Source organism: Gynuella sunshinyii YC6258 (genome assembly GCF_000940805.1).
GTDB classification, from domain to species: domain Bacteria; phylum Pseudomonadota; class Gammaproteobacteria; order Pseudomonadales; family Natronospirillaceae; genus Gynuella; species Gynuella sunshinyii.
Genome location: NZ_CP007142.1, coordinates 3,004,529 through 3,028,554 on the forward strand (window position 1 = coordinate 3,004,529; position 24,026 = coordinate 3,028,554).

Here is a 24,026-nt window from a genome sequence, read left to right on the forward strand (position 1 = left end):
CTATCGTCTCTTTTTTCGGATGAGAAAACGGACATGTTTGATCGGACAAGTATCGTAGTTGCATTTCTGTTATTCGGTTCAGTCTTGCTTATCGGTTGTGACGGTAAATTGGTGTCAACCGCAGACGAACAAAACGTTTCCGAAGTTCCCATCTCTACTACCAGAGTACTTACGCATCCTGGGGCTCCACTTACTCTCAACGATCTTGAGACAGTCAAGGCATATGTTGATGAAGGCAGGGAGCCATGGAAGTCAGCTTTTGGTCTATTAGCAAAGGATGGTAAGGCTCAATTAACCTACGTTATGGGAGGGCCGTTTGAGAAAGTCAGCCGCAGCCCCAATGAGAATCTCTGGCCCTGGCGTAATGATGTGGTTGCAATCTGGAATCTCGCACGGATGTGGTATTTCACCCAGAATGATGACTATGCAATTAAGGCACGCGATATTTTACTTGCCTGGGCCACCACTCAGACCGAGTTCTCGGGCCGTGAGTCCATGCTTGATTTGGGCGATTATGCATATATGTTGGTGGGCGGTGCTGAAATCTTGCGTGGTACATGGTCCGACTGGACGGAGACTGACACTGCAACCATTAAGAGATATTTCAAAGAAGTCCTGATGCCTGCATCAAACCCCTATGGCGAACATCAGTTCGGGGCCGCCAATAAAGGCGCACTGGCGCTCGTTTCGCTTGGACTGATGGCGATTTTCAATGACGATGTGGAAGTGTTGGACAGCGTTGTCTATCAGACCCGGACACTGGCTCATATCGGACTGCGTAATTCCAACGACATTGGTATGCTCGGGGATTACCTGCGTGATCAGGGGCATGCCCACGGCCAGCTGCGGGCTTTGGTCATGCTGGCCGAAGCGCTTTGGAGTCAGGGTATCGACATCTATGCCGACTTTGACAATCGCCTGCTGTCGGCGGGTGAATATTTCGCCAGAGTAAATGAACTTGTCTCCACGACGGCTCTTCCTTTCGGAACGACTGATGCATACTACATTGCCGATAATACCAACAGAGGCTGGCGCGGTGGTGGTGGCGGTAATATCCCGTTAAACCAGATTTATGACGCCTATGTTCTTCGCAAAGGTTTGCAGGCTCCCTTCATTGCTCAAAGGCGTCGCTGGATGCCGGTCGACAGTACCAGTTTTATGTTTCTCAAAGAAACCGACTCCTCGACGGCCACCCCAGGACCTGAACTCCCTATCCCATCGACCACCTCGATCACAACGGGATTTAATAGTATTGATATCGGAGGGGCTGTCCCTGCCGGCAAAGCCAACTATGAGAGTGGGTTAGGTGTATGGATGGTAGAAGGAGGCGGCGATGAGATCTGGTCAACAAATGACAGTTGTCACTTTGTCTATAAAGCGATCAGTGGCAACAGTGCCATCATTGCGAAAGTGGAGTCAGTCGAGAACACCAGTCTTTCTGCCAAGGCAGGAGTGATGATGCGTACCAGTCTGGAGCAGGGCGCTCCACGCGCCTGGATGGCCGTCTCTAACCGAGGTCAGGTTGAACAAAATATGCCGAACCTGGCTGTGTATGGTGGTGCTAACTATGGCAACAAAGCGTTGGATATTCCCGATTTCAATGCCTCATACCGGGTGAAGCTTGAGCGCATGGGAAATATCATTACCGGTTATGTTTCGCCTGATGGTACAAACTGGGCCGCCACAGATGTTGGTCGCATTGATGGCCCCGTGCCCGACACAATTTACGTCGGTTTAGTGGTTTCCTCGGTGGCCAATGGCATGTTGAATCATTCTGCTTTTAGCAATGTTCAGATAACCGGTGGTGATGGGGCCGCGCTCACCGTTAGTCCCGCAGCCCCCGCTGCACTGATAGCCTCTCCGGGTGACGGTGTGGTGCCCTTACGTTGGCAGTCATCATTTGGGGCTGTCAGTTACACCGTCAATCGCGCGACCTCCCAAGGCGGCCCCTATTCAACGATTGCATCGAATATCAAGGGCAGTAGCTATACGGACACTTCTGTGACAAATGGCACAACCTACTACTACACCGTTACTGCGACCAACTCTGCTGGCACGAGTGATCGTTCTCCCGAGGACAGTGCCACACCGGCGCGCCAGCTGGTCAATATTGCAACGGGGGGTGTCGCCAATGACAGTGCGAATGATCAGAGTAATGCCGGCGCTGTGTTCGACCACAATTCAGCGACCGAATGGTTTTACTCGGGCGTAACCGGCTGGTTGGAGTATGACTTTGGACACCAGGAGGTCGTGAAGTATTACAGTCTCATCAGTGCTTCGGACAAAGTCACACGTGATCCAAAGGACTGGCAACTTCAGGGATCCAATAATGGTTCCACCTGGACTACTCTCGACACACAAAGTAATCAATCGTTTACCGAGCGTTTCGAAATTAAGACATACACTATCGCCAGTCCGGCCCCGTACCAGTACTACCGGCTTAATATCTCTGCGAACAATGGCGACACTGACTTCGTCGGCCTTGGCGAATTTGGCTTGTTCACTGAGGTACAGCAGTGACTTCTGTGGTTGGTGGAGGTTAATCATGAGTGATCGAGCGAATAGTACTCGTTTGATCATTCAAAGCTGGCTGTTAACTCACCGCGATGAATGGATGCATCGCGATGAACCTCAAATTATTAATCTTGTGAGCTTTGCAAACTCCGCAAAACTCAAAGACAGAGAAATCTTTACTCAGAAAAATCATTGACGGCACGTGTAATCTGCTTACCATTTTTGAATCTAAAAGTATTAACGGGCAGGTACAATTTTGAGTATTGAAGCCGAGCTGAAAAAGCTGAATAAAACAAAGCTGGTGGTTCTCGTGGATCAGCTCTATGGAATATATGGTGATATAGACGAAATTATTGAGCGACACCTAGCCGCAGCGGCAGACGGTCATGACAGGGATTCATTGATTTCAGCTATCCAATATCAATTGACTCAGTTTCGAGAAGATCCAGCTTTCTTTGATTACCATAGCAGCAGAGGCTATGCAACACGCCTGCGGAGTCTGTTGGCAGACATTGATAATTTACTACGTCCTCAGGATCCGCAGCAGGCGTTACAGGCAACCGAACAGTTTCTACGGCTTCATTCAACCGCACTGGAGTCAGTTGACGATTCAGATGGTGAAGTGGGGGACGTCTTCAGAGAGGCTGTGTCGCAGTGGCTGAAGATTGCCTGTGAGGTCCGCAGTAGCCTGTCTGATGCAGAAAATTGGACGGAAAAGCTGCTGTCCTTTTTTAACGATAATGACTATGGCGTATTGGATGATATTATCCGTGACAGCAGTGATCTGTTAACGGCAGATGAACTCACCCAACTTGCCTGGCGTTTTGAAACTGACCTCAAAAAAGCATTGAAAACAAATCGGCAAAAAGGCTACAACTTCGAAGCTGCTCACGCCAGTATCGGCATGCGTTCTGTCGCTGAAGCATTAAGTAATATGGAGTTGTTCGAAAAATCCTGTCTGTTATTCAGTCCGCAACCTAATACACTTCAACTGCAACAGGTGGTCGAGTTTGCTTTGGCAATCGGTGATTTTGATCGGGCGTGGTACTGGTTAAGCAAACCGATCTGGAAGGAGGACTCCTCCCGATTCAAGGAACTTCGAAACTCTCTGCTGGAATTGCAGGGAGACACCAAAACACTCAAAAAATATCTGGCTGAAGATTTTCAAAAAAAACCCAATGCACAGACACTGGCGGATTATTGGGCGGTAGCCAATAAAGCTGAACAAAAAGCACTTTATCAACAAATGCCTAAATGGGCAGAATCCAGCCGCTCTCCAGGTGATGCAGTTAGTATGGCTTTTATCGTTGGACACCATGATCTGGCAGAAAAACTGTTATTAAAAAACAAGCAGGATTTGACAGATAGTTATTATGGTTTGCATTTAAGCTGGTTGAAAAAACTTGATGAAAACTCTCATCCTCTGGCCTGTATCGTCTGTTATCGTTGTCTGCTCAACGATATTCTGCAGCGTGGTGTCAGTAAAGCTTATCATCACGCAGCGGACTATTTTCGAAAACTGCTGGTGCTGGATAAACAGATATCCGATTACAGAAACCTGGATGATGCACAAGTTTATATCCGTCGATTACAGGAAACACATTGGCGTAAACGTTCTTTCTGGGAGCTGGCAGGACATCCAAATAAACCCATATAAACAGTCATCGTTGTCTCGTGCTATATGGTGGGTGTTGAAGGTACCATATTGAGAAGCGATATAAATGATGAAAATACTTATTCATATTTGTCCGCTTTGAAAATGTTTCAATACATATTTTCGTGCGTATGATTTCCTGTTTTTTTGAGATAGAAAAGATGGAACTCAAAGTATTCTTGGATGTCGGGCTCATGTGTGCTGTTTCGAATGTTGCTGTAGCGTGATCGTTCGCCTGACAATATGAGCGGTCAGATTATTTTCTGATGGCAGACGTATATCAAAAGCATGATTAAACCTGAGTGATTCTAATGAAACGACCTATTCTCTACATCTTTTCCGGCTTGCCTGGATCGGGCAAATCAACTCTTGCACAACGGCTGGCCGCCGAAACGGGAGCTGTCTATCTAAGAATTGATACGATTGAACAGGGGGTCAGAGACCTCTGTCATTATAATGTTGAAGGTGAGGGATACCGGTTGGCGTATCGTATTGCGGCCGATAATCTGCAGTTGCGGCTCAATGTGATCGCTGACTCCTGCAATCCGATTGAACTCACCAGGCAGGAATGGCATGAGGTTGCGATAGAGAGTGATACCGAATGTGTCGATATCGAAGTAGTATGTTCAGACCCTGTTGAGCACAGAACACGGGTTGAGCAGCGGATTTCTGATGTGAAAGGTTTGGTTTTACCAAGTTGGACTCAGGTAACAGCGCGAGAATATCATCCATGGAAGAGTGGCGTAATAACAATAGATACAGCACATAAATCCATTGATGACAGTTATAACGAATTATGGCAGACCTTAACTGACTGGTGTTCTCAACACACTGGCAGTGTATCGTAGTGAATGTCAAAAAACGGCTCATCTTGACTATTGCACTTCGGCGGTATTGCATCCGAATCATTATAAAAAAGGCTTCAGAGTTTAAATCTTCGCCGGATAATCTTTGCACCTTCAGCGATACTCATATATCCACGTAAAAAATTATAGTTTTTAGGTAATCGTGGTGACCAGGGTTGCCCTGGCTCAAACAAGTGCATTATTATAAAAACGCATCCGGAAATATGTTGCCATGAGACATAAAATAAGCCGGGTTGGCAGGCATTAAGGAATAAAAATCATAAAACATGGCAAATCATGCTATGAGAGAGAGCGAGCGGACCTCTGAATAATGTCATCGACTGAATGAATTGTTCAGAGGTGCCATAGAATTGGCATGATCGCAGGCACAACACAGCCTGTGAATGGGCATATAAGTGACAGAGCTGCGATGGTTGCTCAGTCAACTGCCTGTCAATTAAAACTGTAATGAAAGAAGAGTACGGTAGAACGCTATATTGAATGATGCTTTTATGGCCTCTGAACTTCTGTTTCGGATTAGATAATTAGCATGTGTATGAAACTCAATCGCATAACTTGCGTGTAAGTGCTCAATCACTGTTCAAAATGCACCGGACTCAAACTCATTGAATCCTGTTTCACCTGTTATTTAGATGTTAACCAAAACAATCCTATGAAAAAGTGGAAAATACATTCCAGGCCTCCTCTGGATGAGTGCCCCAGGCATTATTGTTTTTGCTGGTGTCCACCAGGTGCAGCAGCTAACCTGTCCGATAAGAAATACGGCTCTTTTGAAGAAGCGGTTAATTCCACTGATCGCGTTATATTTTCCCAAGGTGGATGTGCTGCCCCATTTGGTAAATGCCGGCGTGAAACCAAAGTTCGTGAACATCCTGACAGATATGAACCGTTTGAACGTGTTCTTAAAAGTGAAGGGTTACCTGAATTATATTTTTGTAATCCTGACAATCTGGATGTCGAGGACAAAGCAGAGTACCAGAAAATGGTTACGCGTATCTGGAATGATCACGTTTAATATGGCGCTGGTTTGTCTTTTTTTTCTCGGAAGAAATGAAAAATTGCCATGATTACCAAGTGTTCATGATAATACACGTCATTTTTTCCCCAAACACTGGAACTTACGGGCGCGGCGTTTAAAACGAGCGCATCCTGTTTCAGGACATATGTAATTAAAATGCTGGATATTGAACTTGCAGGGATGTATTCATTGCGGGTCTGAAACTGGCGTATCGTTATTTTTCTCAGTAGCTTTGTATTGGCTGGCAGGTACATATTAAGCCAGTGAATGACAATACATACACTGGCTATGATAATTTCAGCTGGTGCCATTGGATTAGGATTTAAAACCTGTGTGATCTAGCTCCAATGGCTCCATGACTGAAGCAAAAGAGTAGTTGTGCCGTGTCAGCCATGGTATTTCATGATATAGATATCGTAGTAAGTAAAACCGCTACGAGTTGTTGTGTACTCTGCTGATACCTTCGAGTTTCGAACTTCCTGCACTAACAGGCTGGGTACCTTATATTGACCTGAACCATATAGGACAGCTACCTGTAAACTAAAAAGATCATAGTAGTAAGTCATCACTGGACCATAAAAATGCTTTCTACCATATCCTGCGGGTGAAATAGCTTTTACCCGATAATATCCATTCTCGTCGGTGGTGGTATAGGAAACCTGATCCGGCAGGTTGGTAATGCCATTTGATAAAGTAAACTGCAGCTTTGCACCCGCCAGTGGTTTTCCATCTTTATTGATTGCCCGCCCTTTTACATAGGCGCTCTGATAGATCGCAAAATATTGCCCGTCGCCATAATCTAACCAATGGCCGCCATATTGATCGGTTTCCATTTGAAGTGAGAGTTGAGCCAGATATTCGGTGGTACTTAATGTATAAGGTTCGCTAGCAATCACATTGTTACTGGGTGAATATACTTCCCAATAGTAGTTGCCTGCTGGGAGAGTCTGGGCATAAGACTGGCCACTTTCAAATGGTTTGTCATACAGGTTCTGGCCATTCTCATTAAACAGGACGGCATTGTAGTCTCCACCTGTGATTGAAATCACCACGTTCTTTTGTGTTGGCTGGGTAAATTTGAAGATATCAATGTCGTAGTCATTATCCAGTGTGGCGGTAATGTCGCTCATGGCCTCAACGCCGGTAGCCTGAGAGAAGCTATCGTTTGGTTCATTGGCGTCATACTGTGTGGAAAAGACAGTGCCAATGCTGAAGCTTTCATTGGACACCGCGTTGTCAGCCGTCACAACCATAATGTAGTCGCGTTTGTCGGAGCTGATTGCACTGATCTGCTGGTGAGCCGCTCTTATGGTTGTTGATGCGCCTTCTGATATGTACTCAGAAGCTGATGCGCCAAATGGTTTGCTGAAGAGATAGACCTTGTATGTGACCGCTTCAGGAATATTGGAAGCAAACACAGTTACTTTCCCTGCTTCTGCTGAACTAAACAAATACCAGTGTTCGGGTGCATCTGCGGTCAGAACGTCACTATACTGGTAGCCTAAATTAATCGTATACATCAGGGGGTCAGTTGACTCAGCGGATTGGCTGATCTGGTTAAGTAGCTGGGCAGGGTTGTTTTTAAGTTCCTGATCAGTGTCTTTCCTTATTCTGTCTATCGCCATGTGAGATTCGATATTCATGGGATTGTTCTTTAGCAGCTTGCCGGAAGAGAAGTCAGGAATCAGTGGTGGAGCGGCGTCAGAATAAGCTGATTGCAGTATGAGGTAGCAGGACACTGTCAGCAGTGCTGTTATGCAGGAGAAATATCTCATGGTTTTTCCTTAAAAGGCTGAATATTTGAAACGTAACGAGTGGTTACAACAGAAGTGGCTTTAAAGACTTCGAGACAAAAGAGCGCTTCAACCGATGTTGAGAATAGCAAAAAAAATATGAGAAGTAGTACCCATTTTTTAGACTGGGTTTCGCGTTCTGTATTACTATGGAATTTGGAAGTGAAATGAATGATATGGTGGTGTTTATGCCGATTTAACTGGGTTTAGAGACCCATTGACCAGCTCTTCGCTACCACATTGTTGTATCTTCTTATAGGGCTGGTTGGCTATTAACCCCGGTATAAATGCTTGTCAGGTTAATACATGTGCTGTCAACTTTCTCAACGCAGCCATTTAACAAGGCACCATTACCAACGATGAACCGATGGCCTGTAGTATTCCATTTAAGATTTCCGTTGTTACCCTGGCCCGGTTGACTGTGATGTCGATCAGGAAAGCGAAAATAACACCAATATAACCAAGGTAACCAAACCCCATATAGTCATTGTATAGAATGGTGTAGAACCAGTTCTGGCCAAACATATAAATCATGGATGCAATGACCGTTGAGAGCAGGAGCAGCCCAGCGGGTAAAAGCAGGTGACCCATCGTGCGTGGTTTGAACAGAGAGACCAATAACAGGGTGATGAATACGCCGATGTTGGCACCCAGGAAGATCCTTAAATCTGTCTTCAGGTTGTTTACTATTGTCAGGTAAGTACCACGGATAATATCGCCCAGGTGGGTTTGGGCAGTCTGTAAGCTGGTAATGCGATCAAGATAGTGTTGGGTGATTTCTCTGGCGATCTGTTTTTTCTTTTCGCAGTCATAGCCGCAAGTGGCGGCCATAAACGCCGCGATTTTTTCCGGCAGTCGTTCTTTCAGTTGTTGTTGGATCTGTTGTTGCTCCAGCCCCAGAGCGTTGATAAGAAGCTGGGTCTTGCTGCCCACAGAGGACGTTGAAAGTGCCAGAAATTTTTCGTTGACTTCTTTTTCAATCTGCAATTGCACGAAATTTTTGGCTGAGTTCTCAATGGCTTTTGGCATCCCAAACGTCAGCAAAAACAACGTACTAAATAGTACCAAACCGCTGATAGAGATACTTCGTAATAAGATTTTCATAAATGTCCTTATGTTACTGTTCACCTGGCAATTAAAAAGATCAGGGCGATCTATTTATTTACCAGGTTAATAGCCGGGCTTTAACCGAGCGTACAATCTGTACCAGCGTTTAAGATTCTCATAATACCTGTGAGAACCTTTATCTGTTGAGCAGTCCTTTATATGTGTTAAGCATGTTGTCTAAATTAATATTAACGTCAGTCTGCCAGCTTTTGCCCAGGTCCGGAGTACTGACGATGCTTCCATCGCTGCATAAAAAATACAGCGTATTGGCGTTAGTAAGTTGTGGTATTAACGTCTGGCATTGGGAGTTGATCGGGTAGTGGGATTGCCAGTTGCTGCGTTTTTGTACGTCTGCCTTTGCAGCTGTCAGTATAAACAGCTGCGTGCTATCCATACGGGCGCCATAGGGTTTTCCGGGAGTGGCGAGTAGACCGTCTTCCAACATGGCAACCGGGCTGATTCTTGCTGCACCATTGCCTTGTCCCATAGTGCTGCGACTAATGTTCTGCCAACTGGCACCATCATCCGTACTGATGAACTGGTTGGCTTGTAAAGCCATGAGACCCCGTTTGTGACCGGTTAAGGTACCGTCTTTCAGTTTATGAATATTCAGGATTGCCGGACTGGATTGTGAGTCCCAGCTGTTTTGTGATTGATCATAGCGATAGTGTTTGTTGTGGCTGATGATGTGGAGGGAATCGTCGCTCCCAATAAATGCCGAAACGTTTTCTTCCATGTCAGTGGATGCAGGTGCAACGAAATGATTTATCTGCTCCCACGCTTCCTGGGCATCGGTAAACTGATATACATTGTAATTTTGATCAGATCGGGTCAGCGCAAAGTAAGTATCCTTAGAAGCACCTAACCAGACGATCGCTTCTGTAGCGGGGATGGGATGCGTGCCGAGCCAACTGTGATCCGGCATCAGACTGAACAATTGGCCGCGTTCACTGCCAACGATCAGTCCCTGATCGGTTTCCAGTATCGCGGTCAACTGGTCATTAGTGGGCAGGCTGAAACTGCTCCAATGGTTATTCTGGTCAATCATTCTGAGTTGCCCCAGTCTCCCTAGTAACGCGCGCTGGCCTGACTGATTCAGCCTGACGGCCTGATTCGCATAAGCATTTTGCCTGACCAGTGAAGCCAGTTGGTTACGCAGGTTATCCAGTGCATCCGGACTCCAGGCGTTATTGTCAGGCTGAAAAGTGGACTGGTATTCCGGGTACTTGGTAAAGACGAAGTTTTGGAGATCCGTCTGTTCAGGTAAGCGGGTGACGAAGCCCTTGTCTGATGAGCGCCATTCCCAGAATGCAGTTTTTTCGATATTGGACAGCGGCTGAAAGACCAGCGTTCCGAGATTGCTGACGGTACCATTGCTGACATGGAACTGACCACTGGCTTGCAGGACCGGCATGGAGATCCACATGGAGACCTCGGAGTTGCCAAAGAAACTGAAGAGTCTGGAGATCATGTAATCACCGGGAGGCAGGCTGCCGACAAACAACTGGCTGTTCTGAGTGCCTTCTTTGGCCGGTGTCAGAGAGTACACATCCGGATTCCATTTCACCTGTTCCGGATCATAAGTTTCGCCAGCCTCCTCAGCAGCCTGACGGGCGTTGTTTTGGGCGGTTTCGAGGGTATCGACTCTGATTGCGAGGACTTCTGTCCAGCCGTTATGTTTTTCTGATAAACGGTGGGTGTTATTTACCACCTCAAGTACGACCAGTCCCTGTTCTTTTCCCAGTATTGTCTGTGGGTCAATTGTGGTGGGTTGAATCGTAGTGCCACTGCAGCCGGCCAGCCAGATAAACAGGATTGATAAAAACAGCAAGCGAACCATGTACTCTCCAGTATGTTCAAACATAATCCTGGCTATGTTAATGGATAGAGCCATGAAATACAGGAGTTCGGCTTAAAAACATGAGCCTTAAGAGCTGGTCGCGAAGTGGGATGAAATGAGCGGCTTGAATAGAACGCAGATGAATGTCAGGTGTAGGAACAGGCAGAGCGGCTTATTCGATACTCTGCCGGAAACACATTTTCGGTTTACAGGGCGGTGGGTAACAGGCTGGCCAGTACACACCAGCCGATAGCGGCCAGGGGCGATAAATGCCAGATCCGTAATAGCCCAAAGGCAATGATGCAGATGGCGAAATCCTGCGCACTGGTCACGCTGGTCACAAAGACCGGGTCGTAGAGTGCGGCGCCCAGTAGTCCGACTACAGACGCATTGATACCGGCAATAGCACTGGCTGCCAAAGCATTGCGGGAAAACAGTTGCCAGGTGGGCAGCGCCGCAGCTACCAGCAGCAAGCCGGGCAGGAAAATAGCCAGCAGGGCGAATCCGGCAGTGACCGTACTGTGATAACTGGTCGGCATAAATGCTCCAAGATAGGCGGAGAACGTGAACATCGGTCCCGGAACTGCCTGGGCAGCACCATAACCGGCCAGAAAGGTCTCGTTATCCATCCAGCCACCGGAAACAACAGCATCCTGCAGTAGTGGCAGTACTACATGACCGCCTCCAAATACCAACGCACCAGCCTGATAAAACAGATTAATAATTGTCAGTATGCCAGAGTCATGGCTGGCAATTATCGGGAGCCCGATCAGTAGTATCAAAAATGCCGAAAACAGCAAAAATCCGGTTAGTTTGCTATAACCAACAGCAATGGTATTGTCTGCCAGCGTTGTCGTTCCACGGCAGAAATTAACACCGGCCAGCGCTCCGATCACCAATACCAGCCACTGCACCCAGGCTGCACTCGTCAGTAACAGCAGACATGCTGAGAAGATAGCGATGGACTTACGACTGGTATCGGGACACAGATTTTTCAACATCGTCAAGACTGCATCGGTGATAATAACCACCGCAACCAATTTAAGAGCGTGTACCACTGCGGCACCCGCACTGTCAGATAAGTACGGCAAAAATGCCGCAAAGCCGGTCAGTATTAACGCTGAGGGCAGGGTAAATGCTACAAAGGCCGCCAAAGCACCCAGCCAGCCGGCGTGCATCAGTCCTAGTGTGAACCCCAGCTGACTGCTGGCCGGTCCTGGCAGGAACTGACAGATTGTCAGTAGCTGGCTGAACTGGCTGTCGCTGACCCAGCGTCGGCGTGTTACCAGTTCTTTATGAAAATACCCCAGATGGGCAATTGGACCACCAAACGAAGTTAAACCCAGTTTGAAAAATATCATCAATACTTCAAGGGCATTTCCGCGTCGATTTTGGGCTGTGGGTTGAAATTGAGTCATGATTACCTGTTGTCAGTTTACGTAGGCTTATAAGTTGGTAAATTGCTGTTTTTCAAATTCGGTTAAAACGTCTTGGGCAAAATCAGCCCAGCCATCTGCGGTAAAGGCAATGGGCCTTACCTTGATGATGTGGTTCATGGCCGTCCGGGCGCTGATTTGCTCCATTGTCATCAATGTTGCTGCCATGACCAATGCCGTGCGGTCTTTACCGGAACGGCAATGAATCAATACCGGGCCATCGCCCAGGTTGTCGGTGATAAATGATATGGCGAGAGGAAGCTGCGACAGGCAGTACTGTTTATCGCCGGGCCTTGGCGGTGCATTGTCCGACATCGGGATGTGTGCATAGTTGAGACGACAGTGCCTGATCAGAGTTTCATGCACCCCTTCGCCATCATTGACGCTCAAGATGGCCGAAAAGTTTTGGGCTTTGAAGGTCTCGACCTGCCAGGGATGTTTATTGGGGCCGCATCGGCCGGCCAGTTTTCCATCTCTTAACCAAAACACGTGGTTCAATGTCTGCGCTCCAGATTAGTTAAGGCAACTCAGTATCCATCAATTGCTGCAGCTGGGCATATTGCAACAACATAATCGTTTTGGCGTCTTTGATGTCCCCGTTTGCCATCATGGCGCAGGCCTGCTTAAAGGGTAACTCCAGTACTTCAATATGCTCCTGCTCGTGTACCAGACCACCGCCATCACTGACCTTTTCCGTGTCACTGTATTCGGCTACGAAAAAATGCAGAATTTCAGTCACTGACCCAGGAGACATGTAGGCTTCAAAGATTTTCCGTGGATTGGTAATGCGATAACCGGTTTCTTCTTCTGCTTCTTTTTTGATGCAGTCACTGGGATTATCGTTATCCAGCAGTCCGGCACAGGCCTCTATCAACATGCCATCGTGATTACCATTTACAAATGTTGGCAGCCGGAATTGACGAGTCAGAATCACGGTATGCTTTTGCCGGTTGTAGAGCAAAATGGCCGCGCCATTACCCCGGTCATAAGCTTCCCTCTGCTGGGTTTCCCAGTCTCCGTCGGGCTTGCGGTATTCAAAGGTAAATTTGTTCAGGGTATACCAGTTATCGGACAAACATTGTTTTTGGATGTTTCTGATACGGTCGGTCACTTACACGCTCCAGCAGGGAAAACCCAACGTCAATGGTAGGTTTTATCATGCTGGAGGGATCTTTGTGAAGCCTGGCCTATGACCTTTTGAATCGAGTTATGTCCCCTTGGGACGGTACTTCCGACTGAGGGACAGTTTTATCCGGTATGGCAGGCTTTGCAGTACTTTGAGTAACAGCGTGAATTTTTTGGGGAAGTGAATTTCGAAGTGCTGACTGTTCAAGCCTTTGACAATGGCTTCAGCTGCTTGCTCCGGTTCGATGATCATTGGCATTTTAAAACGGTTTTTATCCGTCATGGGTGTTCTGACGAAGCCCGGGCAGATCAGTTTGATATCGGTGGTGGGCGGCGCTTCTGCATACAGGCTTTCGGTAAAGTTGATGAGTGCGGCTTTACTGGCGCTGTAAGGTTGCGCATAGGGAAGCCCGATATAGCCGGCGACGCTGGCACACAATACCAGTTGTCCATGGCCTTGTTGCCGAAATATCGGCATGACGCATTGAGCGACCCGCACCGGGCCCAGAAAGTTCACCGCCATGATCATGTTCAGATTGTCATCGGTCATTTTGTCGATGGTTGAAGGGGCGTATGTGCCGGCCATGACGACGACACGGTCGAGCTTGTCTGTAATTTCCAGTACTGTCTTGGTGGCCTGGTGGACATCCTCAATCCGGCTGATGTCCATCTGCACTACATGGTGATCACCAGGCAGCGATTGTCTCAATTGTTCCAGGCGTTCAGCCCGGCGGGCCGAGAGTATCAGGGTGGCCCCGGACCTCGCCAGTTTGTCGGCCAAAGCCGCGCCAATGCCGCTGCTGGCACCGATAATCCAGATAGTTTGTTGGTTGAATGTCATTATTCGGGTTTCGCTCTTTGAATGAATATGGTGAGTTCCGCTACCGTAATACCAAATTTTTTAATATACGAACGATTAATCAGAACTCCATCATTCATTAGCCACATCCAGTCGTCAAATTTAACCCGATATACTTTGCCTCCGACAGGCAGGTCAATGACATAGTGCCAGTTGATGGCATTGCCGTTAGAGGCTCCAACGGCCGGCCCGAGAATATCGTCCGCACGACCTTCAAAGCTGCCGTCATCCAGTTTCTGTATCCGCCATACCCGCTGTTGATCTTCACCATCGTAGTAGTGGAATTGTTCATGCAGTTCGCCTTTGTCACCCTGCCATGAACCGGTCATTTTAATATCGAACCGTCTTACCACCTGACCTTTCCAGTTCTGTACCAGCCCCCAGCCGTTCAAGTTCCCACTGAAGTATTCATCAAATGCAAGTTTGGGTTCTGTGTTTTCGTAATAACTCAGCTTATTGCTGCAGCTGGATAGCATGATCAAGACTCCTGCAATGGTTAGTAGACGTAACATAATTGATCTCCTGTTCAATTGTAGGGATCAGGGGTGTAATCCTGTATCCAAACAAGGCCTCCTTAACTTATTTGAATGTTTCCCTTAAAACTCCGCAGAGTTAACTGACACTTCTTGTTTGTAAGGTGGGCGTTGGTCTCTCGACCAAAGCCGGTACCGCCTTTTCATCACAATTAATCTGACATGACTAATAGCCGGAATAAGTATTGCTACTGATACGATATCTGAGTGCCGGTCAGTACCCGAAACGGTTGCGGTTCGGGTGACTTATCGGAAAGCCATATGCTGAAAAACCACCGGCCGAAGTCGGCATCTCTGATAATTCCGATAGGCTTTTCATCCCGTAGAAACACCGTTTTATCACCCGGCAGATATACTCCGGTCAGGGTTTTGTTGCGGCCGACATCCGGAATAATTTTACGTAACTGGGAATACCAGCTTGCCAGCCTGACCTCATCGTCGAAACCGAGATTCCGTATCTGGGCAACCGCCTGTTCAGCAATTTTTTCACCTTTGATATGACGCAGGTAGGTAAGCGACAGGGCAAATGGTTGACCCATGCTCCATTGACCATTGGGGGCATAGAGTGACGCATCGTAAAGGTCGAAAAACAGATAGCGATAACGGGTAGTTTCACCGCTCAATCGCGCATCCGGCACGTACTGTTGCAATAGTGGACTGGCAAAACCGATCTGCCTGATCAGCAACAGTGCGACGATGGCAACCACTTTATGCATGACGTACATCCATATGCATGACGTCGATACGGCCCACTTTGAAACCAGCGAAACAGGCGGCCAGATAAAAGCGCCACAGACGAATAAAGCCTTCGTCATAACCGAGTGCACGAATGGCTTCGAGATTACATTCAAAGGCGTCGAGCCATTGTTTGACGGTGGTGGCGTAGTCTTTTCCGAAGGCAAATTGTTCACAGACCTGCAAATTAGCCTTTTCCGCTTCCTGTTTGAAACGGGCAGGGCAGGGCAGCATTCCGCCCGGAAAAATATAATCACGAATCATATCGCCGCCACGGCGATAACGATCAAACAGGTGATCCGCAATGGTGATGGTTTGAATCATGGCTTTGCCATCGGCAGCGAGTAGCGTTTTCAGTTTTTTAAAATACAGCGGCCAGAACTTTTCCCCTACCGCCTCAAACATCTCTATGGACACGATATTCTGATACCGGCCCTGTTGGTGACGGTAATCCTCCAGCACGATACTGGCCTGCTGCTGTAGTTTTTGACTGGCATACTCATGCTGTTGCTGTGACAACGTAATGCCTTTTACCTCAAAGTCACAGTCACTTCGACTGACCGCCCGTTCAGCAAATCCGCCCCATCCGCAACCAACTTCCAGAAGCTTCCCGGAGCGATGATCCAGGCGATCGATCAGCCGGTCATATTTGTTTAGCTGCGCCTGCTCTAGTGACTCGTCATCAGAGAGATAAAGTGCAGAGGAATATGTCATGGTGCGGTCCAGCCACAACCGATAAAAATCGTTACCAAGGTCATAATGTGCCTGAATATTTTTGCGACTACCGCGCAGAGTATTCTGACGCAAAAGATAAAACAGTGACGCCAAACGGTTTTTCAGCTGGCTGCCATGAAGCATCGGTTTGATGACAGTCTCATTTTCCAACGCGAACAATAAAAAAGCACATAGATCATCGGTGTACCACCAGCCATCACGATAAGCTTCAGCGAGTCCGGTATCACCTTTTGATGCGAATGCGGTGACCGTTCGCCAGTCATGTATTGTCGCTCTGGCGAGCTGGCCCCGGTGGTGACCGCCGAATGTACGCTTGCTACCATCCGGCAGTGTCAGTATGAGTTGTCCATATTCAGTGAGGTCGAGAACAGCAAACAGTTTGTCAGCAATTGCGCGATGAAACATATATGTATCCTGATATGTGTTCCTGTAGTTATAGTTGAGCAGTCTATGGCACCGCTGGTTAAACCGGGCTTACCAGAACATGACAAATTTGTCAGGAATCGATGGGTTTCCGGTGCAGGTTTTTACTGGACGACAATGTCTCCGGAAGTTGTTCCGGGCGGGAAAAGAATCCGATTTTTTTCAGGGCCAGTTTGATGGCCTGCCAGTGAATCAGTGTAATCGCTTTGGCGGTAATCAATGGATAACGCCAGAACATGCGGTGCAAATTGCTCCGATTCATCGGCATCAGGTTGCCGGCCAGCGATGTTAATAATTGATTTTTACCATCAGCATCGCGATAGTTGATACGGATGCTCAGTTGATGGTCTGAGATATTGAATTGAAAACAATATTCGCCGGATCGCTGCAGGAATGGCGAAACGTGGAATAGCTTTTCGGCACTGATCCAGTCGCTGCCTTTGATCGGCCGGTTATCCTCATGAGCACACAGGTAGGTATGACTTTCACCAAAGGTATTGTTCACTTCGTTCAAAACGGCGCGAATTTGCCCATTTGAATCCTGACAAATCCAGAAACTGACCGGATTGAAAGTATAGCCCATGACTCTGGGCAGAGTGATGAGGGTGATGTCGGTGATGAACCGATCCAGCTCATAGGCCCGCAATATGTCGTTGGCCCAATCTTCCAGGTTTTCCCTGTCTTGATGTCTGCCATGGTCGCGGTGATAAAAGCTCAAGGGCGCAAAGCAATCAATGGCAAGCCCGTTTATATTTGTCTGACCGGCCAGTTTCGAAACCGGTAGCACGAGGTAGTAAATTCGGTACTCAAACTGGTTTTCAGTTGGAAACAACCTTCTGTGACCGACGGTCGCCTCCAGCAGTTGCGGTGTCATCATATCCATCTTGGTTTGATCCCCATTTTGCCGGCCACATTGACCGCACTCCAAAGCCCGTCTTCATGAAAGCCGTAGCGTTGCCACGCTCCGCAGTACCAGATTCTGTCCTGGCCCTGTATTTCATCCATACGCGCTTGAGCGGCAACCGCCTGGCTGTTAAAAACCGGGTGCTCAAAAGTATGCCGGTCGAGCACTTTTACCGGATCAGGAAGGCCGGCCGGATTCAGGGTGACGATCACGGGTGTTTCGGTCTGCAATGGTTGCAGGTTGTTCATCCAGTAACTCAATGATACCTGGTTGTTTTGATTACCCCGGTCGGAAGACTGATAGACCCAGCTTGACCAAGCCTGCTGGCGGGCTGGCATGAATCGCGTATCAGTATGTAAGATCATTTCGTTAGCCTGATATTTAATGGCTCCAATGATGTCCTGTTCTGCTGATGTCGGGTTTTTAAGCATTTTCAGCACCTGGTCGCTGTGACAGGCAAACACCACTTCGTCGTAATGTTCGCGGTGCCCGGACTGATCTGTAACCGTGACAAAACCTTCCTGTCGCTCAACCGCTTGTACCGCACAGTTAAGCCGTATCTGATCTTTAAAGGGTTCGGTAATTCGGTGGACATATTCGCGACTGCCACCAATAACGGTGTACCACTGAGGGTGATCGGCAACGGTCAGCAGACCGTGATTATCAAAAAAACGCAGGAAGGTCAGTGCCGGAAAATCGAGCATCTTTTGACTGGGAGTACTCCAGATGGCGGCGCCCATTGCCAATAGATAATAGTCCTGAAACCATTTGCCGAGTTTCATTTCGGTCAGCAGCTCGCCCAGAGTCAATTCAGTCTCTTGTTCGATATAACGATGAGCGTTGCGATTAAAGCGGATGATGTCCGCAAGCATTCTGAGATAGGTGGGGCGAAACAGGTTGCGTTTCTGAGCAAATAATCCGCGTAATTTGTAATAGGTACCGTACTGCAGCCAGCCTCCGGCAATGTCTGCGCCAAATGACATATTGGTTTTGGCGATAGGCACTTGCAATTGCTTAAACAGAGCTGTGAGCAGAGGATAGTTGCGCTTGTTGAATACAATGAAACCGGTGTCCACGGGGATTTGACCGCCATCGATATCGACTGTCACGGTACGGCTGTGTCCTCCGGGAGAATCACTTTTTTCGTAGATGGTCAGGTCGTGGTAGTGGTGCAACAGATGGGCAATGCCGGTGCCGGCAATACCGGTGCCAATAATTGCGATTTTCATGGATTCGGTCCGTCAGAATGTTTGGATAAGTGTATCGCTGCCTTCCATACCAGCGACTTACTTTATTATTACAAAAATTTAATGTTTGAATATGATCCGGACCCGCAAGCCCGGATCATTGTCTTCCATCAGGATAGTCGTTTGATGCAGGTCGAGTATCGCCTTTACCAGACTCAGCCCGAGCCCGCTGCCGGGCTGAGAGCGGCTTTGATCGGCTCGAAAAAAACGTTCGAATACCCGAGAACTGTCCTGTGCTGAAATACCACACCCCTTATCTGCCAGTATCATTTCCAGATGTTGTTGGTGATTTTGCAGTGAGATTGTAATGGTCTTGCCGTGGGGGGAGAACTTAATGGCATTGTCGAGCAGGTTGGCAAACGCCTGAAATAATAGATCACGATCACCTGAAATCTGTGCGTTCGGCAAAATAGATACTGTTAACTGCAGTTCCTTTGCCTCAGCCAGAGGGTCGTACAGATCAATGACATCGAGGAGGATTTCGCTCAGGTTTAGTGGTTCAAATTTCTGATGTCGGGCAGATTTCTCTATGTTAGAGATTCGCAATAGGGAATTAAATGTGGTCAGGATCTGATCGGCTTCCTGAATCAGGCGATCAGCATTGTGTTGTTGCGGATGGTGTTTAAAGTCCTCAAGATCATTTCGCAGCCGGGTCAATGGAGTTCGAAGGTCATGAGCGATATTGTCACTGACATCGCGTATGCCATACATCAGGGTTTCAATTCGCGCCAGTAATTCGTTCAGTATCTGGGCGAGATTGCTGAGGTCGTCCCAACGGCTGTTAATGGAAATTCTTTGGGACAGATCGCCGGTTTCCATGATGGTCTGCGCGGTTTTGGCAATCATGTTGATGCGACTGACCACGAATGTACTGATAAAAAAACTACCGAGTATCACCATCAGCATGAACAGCATGATGAATGCACTGAACAGTTTGAGTCGTTCATACCCGGCATTGATCTCATTGATGTCGCGCCCTACCAATAGCTGAGAACCATCTTCAAACGTATAAATTTTGGCGGCATAGAGAATGGACTGTTGGTCGCGTTGCAGTTGAAAACTGACGATACCTTCCTTAATGCGCTTGACATGTTCTGGCATGGTGAGCAGTTTTCCTGCTAACCGCTTACCTTGATAGTCCTGATAGTAGTAAACCGGGTTGGTTTTCTGACGGGTGCGCTGGTCGATATATCGGGCGATGTGCTTCGGGGAGTAGTCTTCATTCAATACAATCAGGATGTGCTCGATTTCACTGTCGATCGCAGCTTCTGTTTCGCGAAGGAAATTACGCTGACCAAAATCGTATAGAAAGTAGCCCAGTAACAATGCAGACAAGCCAAGCAGGATCGTAAATATCACCGCCATTTTAAAACTGGAGCTGCGGGTATAGGCTCTAAAAACTGTCTTCGATGATATAGCCGGCACCTCGCACGGTTTTAATGATGTTGCCTTCCTGGTCGTGAATTTTTTTACGTAATCGACTGATATGGACATCAATCAGATTGGTCTGGGAGTCGAAATGGTAATCCCACACAGCCTCCAGCAGCATGGTACGGGTAACAACCTGACCTTTGTATTTAAGCAGATATTCGAGCAGATTGAATTCACGGGTCTGTAATTCAATGGATTTACCATTACGGTGAACCTTGCGGGTGAGAAGATCGAGTTCCAGATCTGCGGCGATCAGACGGGTTTCAGTATGCTGGCTGGTCAGCATTGTTGACCGGCGTCCGAGTATTTCGATCCGGGCCAGCAGTTCGGCAAAAGCGAACGGTTTGACCAGATAATCATCGCCACCTGAACGCAACCCTTTTACCCGGTCGTCTACATCCCCCATGGCGCTCAGAATCAAGACCGGAACCGGGTTGCCTGCACCTCGCAGAGTCTTGATGATGGTCAGGCCATCGAGTTCCGGCAGCATCCGGTCAACGATGATGGCATCATATTTCTCGGTACTGGCGAGAAATAAACCATCCTTGCCATTATTTGCAGTGTCGCTAACATGGCCGGCCTCTTTCATGCCTTTGGCCACATAACCGGCAACGTTGTGATCGTCTTCGATGATCAGAATTTTCATATCAGTATATGCATTAAGAAAGAGGTATCCGTTGATTCTGTTAAATGGGTTGTTCCAGCCAGTCTGAGGAAACCCGATCCGGTTTTATTCTGGCGGTTACCAGCTTTTCACATATTCAACCAGTTGATCCAGTGCCGTGCTCCAGCCTTGATGAAACCCCATTGTTTCATGTTGCTGGCGGCTTTCAATATCTTTATGAATGGCAATCGCCGTATATCGGGTGCCACCGGGCAATGGTTCCAGGGTCAGCATTGCGGTCATAAACGATTCCCTGTTGGGACGATAGTCAGGTCCAAGGGCATCTGTCCATATTAACTGTCGCTCTGGTTCTATATGCAGATAACAACCACAGCTCTCGTGTTGATCCCCTTCCGGTCCCTGCATCCTGGTATAAAACCGGCCTCCAGGCCGCAGGTCAATTTCACACTCTATGGTTTGCCAGGGTTTTGGGCAGAACCAGACTTTCAAATGTTCGGCAACCGTCCAGGCTTTCCAGACCTGTTCGCAGGACGCGTCCACCTCTCGAGTCAGTACCAGATCGAGTTCCGGATTCGGTTGATAGCTCATGGTTGTCTTTCCTCCCGTATGTTGATCAGGTAGTGGTCCAGTTGGTCCAGTTGGTCCAGTTGGTCCAGTCGTTGTTCCCACATTTTTTGTTGCTGAGTGATCCAACCGCCCGCCGCTTCCAGTGTCGTCGGAGTCAGTTCGTACATACGGATCCTGCCTTGTTTCTTTGAACTGACCAGCCCGCTTTTTTCCAGTACGCCCATGTGTTGGGTGAAAGAAGGCAAAGCCATATCAAATGGCAGTGCCAGTTCACTGACTGCCGCGGGCCCCTGGCTCAGGCGAGCCAGTACTGCCCGTCTGGTGGGATCGGACAGAGCGTGAAAAACACGATTGAGTTTGCTGGATTGAGCTGGCATGCACTCAGTATTGACTGAGTTGTTACTTAGGTCAATACCTAAGTAATGAGTGAAAACCATATTGGAAACAGCAGTGTGTTACAGGTTTTACAGAGAGCGACTGCTGTTTCGAAAAACCCCGTTGGCCGCATGAAATGGCGGTTTAAGCGGATTTTTGGATTTTCCCCCGCAATCGGAATATGCGTATTTCAGGTGATGAAATGAGTGTTTCGATGGTTGCTGAGAGAGTAGGGTTATCTGTTCTTTCCTGGTCGGCGATTGCCTACAAATATAAGTGATAACAGGATCAGTTTGATTTTGACACCAGCAGGTCAACGACTTTCATTCATTCTGAGCCGGTCAGAAAAAATTCATTCAATCACCACATGGGTAAACAACATGAAGAAGTGTGTCATTTCAAACTTGAAATCCCTGGCGTGTTGCGTGGCATTAGCTATCGCTGGTCAGGCCTATGCAGATGTGCCATCACTGACCGTCAGCGGCAACAGAATTCTCAGCGGCGGTGAAGCCAAAAGCTTTGCGGGTAATTCGTTTTTCTGGAGCAATACCGGCTGGGAACAGGAAAAGATGTATAACGCAGAAGTGGTTAAGTGGCTGAAAGATGATTGGAAAAGCACTATTGTCAGAGCTGCATTGGGGGCAGATGAAGAAGGCTCCTATTTGGAAGACCCACAAGGCAATGTGGCGCGCATCGAGACAGTTGTCGAGGCTGCCATTGCCAATGACATGTATGTAATCATAGATTTCCATTCGCACCATGCAGAGGATAAAAAAGCTGCAGCAATTGCGTTTTTTGAACAAATGGCGAGCAAGTACGGCCACCACAACAACGTGATCTACGAGATTTACAATGAACCGCTGTCAATCAGCTGGAGCAATGTCATCAAACCCTATGCAGAGGACGTGATTTCCGCGATCCGGGCAATCGATCCGGATAATCTGATCATCGTGGGTACGCCCACCTGGTCTCAGGATGTTGATGTGGCATCGCGTGATCCCATAATGGGAACCAATATCGCCTACACACTGCACTTTTATGCCGGGACTCACGGTCAGTATCTGCGTGATAAGGCACAGACTGCATTAAATAACGGTGTGGCTCTAATGGTGACTGAATGGGGTGCGGTCAATGCTGACGGTGATGGCGCTGTTGCCGCGGAAAATGCCAATGCATGGTTGGCTTTTCTGAAGCAAAACAAAATCTCGCATTTGAACTGGGCCGTCAGTGATAAGGAAGAAGGGTCATCTATTATTAAGAATGGTGTTAATCCCAAAGGCCAGTGGAGTGCTTCTGATCTCACTGCATCAGGTCAGTTTGTTAAAAACATCATTTCCAATTGGGGCACGACGATCGGCGATAACGGCGGCGATAGTGGCGGTGACGGAAATCCCGATGATGGTTCTGTACTGTGTGAGCATGTGGTCACCAGTTCCTGGTCTGGTGGCTTCCAGGGTGCCATTCGAATTACCAATAATGGTACTTCCACCATAAATGGTTGGCACGTTAACTGGTCTTATACGGATGGAACACAGATCCTGACAAGCTGGAATGCCAATCTCAGTGGCAGTGGAAACTACAGTGCTTCAAACCTTAGCTGGAATGCGGTTATTGCTCCCTCTCAGAGTGTTGAATTTGGCCTGATTGGTCAGGGGGGTGGTAATGCATCTGCTGTGACTGGCGATGTGTGTGATCAATAAATGATCTCAGAACATGGCATGACAGCGAGAATCTGTGATGCCATGTTCAGTGTGTTGGTTACATAAGGAATATACCCGAGAGTTAATATGCAATTACTCTTAATCACATGTGTCATTGTGTTTTATGGTTTTGGGTTTTCTGAAATTTTTATCATACTTTATAATGACCCTGCCGCTAACAATGATTCTGGTAAACGTTACCATATCGTTTTATCAGGTTTTCTTAATATCGATTAATCCCGATTCCGGTCATTATAGACCTGACCCAGGCCTTTCTATTTTGTTTTTGGCAGGCAATCACTGATTCGTTACCCATTTCTTATTTTTTGCACAACAAAATGATTTGTGCAGATATCTTTATAAAGTTGTCTACACTTTAGTAAGTTAGTTGTTGTCATGATATTTCTTATGCTTGAAAAGCTGGTTTTTTCATTTCATATGTACTTGCTAAGCCATGAGAAACGCTCGCACTGTTCTACAAGAGGAAGAGGCGTTGACCGGATTTTTGATGCAGGGCAGTGGCCGAAAAAAAATACTGT

22 protein-coding genes are annotated in these 24,026 nt (G+C 47.6%); 6 read left to right on the plus strand and 16 right to left on the minus strand.

The genetic code is table 11. From position 1 onward, the window contains the following. Nucleotides 1-33: 33 nt before the first annotated feature. The 5 genes from YC6258_RS13280 to YC6258_RS13295 all read left to right on the plus strand — a co-directional run bounded on the left by YC6258_RS13280 (nt 34) and on the right by YC6258_RS13295 (nt 6,101). Nucleotides 34-2,520 carry an alginate lyase family protein gene (locus YC6258_RS13280; protein WP_044617407.1) on the plus strand — a complete coding sequence of 829 codons (2,487 nt, stop codon included), beginning with the start codon at nt 34-36 and terminating at the stop codon, nt 2,518-2,520. Between the two features lie 25 nt (nt 2,521-2,545). Continuing rightward, nucleotides 2,546-2,710, plus strand: a complete 165-nt coding sequence (locus tag YC6258_RS30280; RefSeq protein ID WP_169748972.1) for a hypothetical protein — start codon at nt 2,546-2,548, stop codon at nt 2,708-2,710. Nucleotides 2,711-2,770: 60 nt separating this feature from the next. Continuing rightward, entirely contained in the window at nt 2,771-4,171 is a 1,401-nt protein-coding gene (locus YC6258_RS13285) for a DUF6880 family protein (protein ID WP_044617408.1), read from the plus strand. A gap of 308 nt (nt 4,172-4,479) precedes the next feature. Then, entirely contained in the window at nt 4,480-5,016 is a 537-nt protein-coding gene (locus YC6258_RS13290; RefSeq protein ID WP_044617409.1) for a P-loop nucleotide/nucleoside kinase family protein, read from the plus strand. Between the two features lie 707 nt (nt 5,017-5,723). Continuing rightward, a complete protein-coding gene (locus YC6258_RS13295) occupies nt 5,724-6,101 on the plus strand; it encodes a hypothetical protein (protein ID WP_144407641.1) in 378 nt (125 codons plus the stop codon). Nucleotides 6,102-6,438: 337 nt separating this feature from the next. Here the strand turns inward: YC6258_RS13295 and YC6258_RS13305 are convergent, their stop codons facing one another. The 16 genes from YC6258_RS13305 to YC6258_RS13380 all read right to left on the minus strand — a co-directional run bounded on the left by YC6258_RS13305 (nt 6,439) and on the right by YC6258_RS13380 (nt 21,789). Then, on the minus strand, nt 6,439-7,827 hold the full coding sequence (locus tag YC6258_RS13305) for a peptidase associated/transthyretin-like domain-containing protein (protein ID WP_044617412.1): 1,389 nt from the start codon (nt 7,825-7,827) through the stop codon (nt 6,439-6,441). Nucleotides 7,828-8,181: 354 nt separating this feature from the next. Further along, nucleotides 8,182-8,949, minus strand: a complete 768-nt coding sequence (locus YC6258_RS13310; protein WP_044617413.1) for a hypothetical protein — start codon at nt 8,947-8,949, stop codon at nt 8,182-8,184. A gap of 139 nt (nt 8,950-9,088) precedes the next feature. Next, nucleotides 9,089-10,792 (minus strand): hypothetical protein, encoded by a 1,704-nt coding sequence (locus tag YC6258_RS13315; RefSeq protein ID WP_044617414.1) that lies wholly within the window; start codon nt 10,790-10,792, stop codon nt 9,089-9,091. 206 nt (nt 10,793-10,998) lie between these two features. Continuing rightward, a complete protein-coding gene (gene chrA / locus YC6258_RS13320; RefSeq protein ID WP_044617415.1) occupies nt 10,999-12,210 on the minus strand; it encodes a chromate efflux transporter in 1,212 nt (403 codons plus the stop codon). Between the two features lie 27 nt (nt 12,211-12,237). Beyond that, the gene (locus tag YC6258_RS13325; RefSeq protein ID WP_245627080.1) at nt 12,238-12,717 is read right to left on the minus strand and encodes a protein-tyrosine phosphatase family protein; all 480 of its coding nucleotides are present in this window, start codon (nt 12,715-12,717) and stop codon (nt 12,238-12,240) included. Nucleotides 12,718-12,745: 28 nt separating this feature from the next. Then, the gene (nudK, locus tag YC6258_RS13330) at nt 12,746-13,339 is read right to left on the minus strand and encodes a GDP-mannose pyrophosphatase NudK (protein ID WP_044617417.1); all 594 of its coding nucleotides are present in this window, start codon (nt 13,337-13,339) and stop codon (nt 12,746-12,748) included. A gap of 96 nt (nt 13,340-13,435) precedes the next feature. Next, entirely contained in the window at nt 13,436-14,194 is a 759-nt protein-coding gene (locus tag YC6258_RS13335) for an SDR family NAD(P)-dependent oxidoreductase (RefSeq protein ID WP_044617418.1), read from the minus strand. Then, nucleotides 14,194-14,724: a DUF3833 domain-containing protein gene (locus YC6258_RS13340; protein ID WP_044617419.1), complete on the minus strand. Its 531-nt coding sequence runs from the start codon at nt 14,722-14,724 to the stop codon at nt 14,194-14,196. The genes YC6258_RS13335 and YC6258_RS13340 overlap by 1 nt, the downstream gene beginning before the upstream one ends. A gap of 209 nt (nt 14,725-14,933) precedes the next feature. Further along, nucleotides 14,934-15,461: a chalcone isomerase family protein gene (locus YC6258_RS13345; protein ID WP_052830270.1), complete on the minus strand. Its 528-nt coding sequence runs from the start codon at nt 15,459-15,461 to the stop codon at nt 14,934-14,936. Continuing rightward, the gene (locus tag YC6258_RS13350; RefSeq protein ID WP_044617421.1) at nt 15,454-16,620 is read right to left on the minus strand and encodes an SAM-dependent methyltransferase; all 1,167 of its coding nucleotides are present in this window, start codon (nt 16,618-16,620) and stop codon (nt 15,454-15,456) included. Before YC6258_RS13350 ends, YC6258_RS13345 begins: the two co-directional genes overlap by 8 nt. 91 nt (nt 16,621-16,711) lie before the next feature. Then, nucleotides 16,712-17,521, minus strand: coding sequence for a DUF1365 domain-containing protein (locus tag YC6258_RS13355; protein ID WP_144407642.1), 810 nt, complete (start codon nt 17,519-17,521; stop codon nt 16,712-16,714). Beyond that, entirely contained in the window at nt 17,512-18,771 is a 1,260-nt protein-coding gene (locus tag YC6258_RS13360) for an NAD(P)/FAD-dependent oxidoreductase (RefSeq protein WP_044617422.1), read from the minus strand. Before YC6258_RS13360 ends, YC6258_RS13355 begins: the two co-directional genes overlap by 10 nt. A 78-nt stretch (nt 18,772-18,849) precedes the next feature. Next, on the minus strand, nt 18,850-20,154 hold the full coding sequence (locus YC6258_RS13365) for a sensor histidine kinase (protein WP_052830271.1): 1,305 nt from the start codon (nt 20,152-20,154) through the stop codon (nt 18,850-18,852). A gap of 28 nt (nt 20,155-20,182) precedes the next feature. Continuing rightward, nucleotides 20,183-20,866 carry a winged helix-turn-helix domain-containing protein gene (locus tag YC6258_RS13370; protein WP_044617424.1) on the minus strand — a complete coding sequence of 228 codons (684 nt, stop codon included), beginning with the start codon at nt 20,864-20,866 and terminating at the stop codon, nt 20,183-20,185. A 96-nt stretch (nt 20,867-20,962) separates the two neighbouring features. Next, nucleotides 20,963-21,433: an SRPBCC family protein gene (locus YC6258_RS13375; protein ID WP_044617425.1), complete on the minus strand. Its 471-nt coding sequence runs from the start codon at nt 21,431-21,433 to the stop codon at nt 20,963-20,965. Continuing rightward, entirely contained in the window at nt 21,430-21,789 is a 360-nt protein-coding gene (locus tag YC6258_RS13380) for an ArsR/SmtB family transcription factor (RefSeq protein WP_044617426.1), read from the minus strand. Before YC6258_RS13380 ends, YC6258_RS13375 begins: the two co-directional genes overlap by 4 nt. 423 nt (nt 21,790-22,212) lie before the next feature. On the opposite strand from YC6258_RS13380, the gene YC6258_RS13385 reads away from it, so the two are divergent. Then, on the plus strand, nt 22,213-23,487 hold the full coding sequence (locus YC6258_RS13385) for a cellulase family glycosylhydrolase (RefSeq protein WP_245627055.1): 1,275 nt from the start codon (nt 22,213-22,215) through the stop codon (nt 23,485-23,487). Nucleotides 23,488-24,026: the final 539 nt, after the last annotated feature.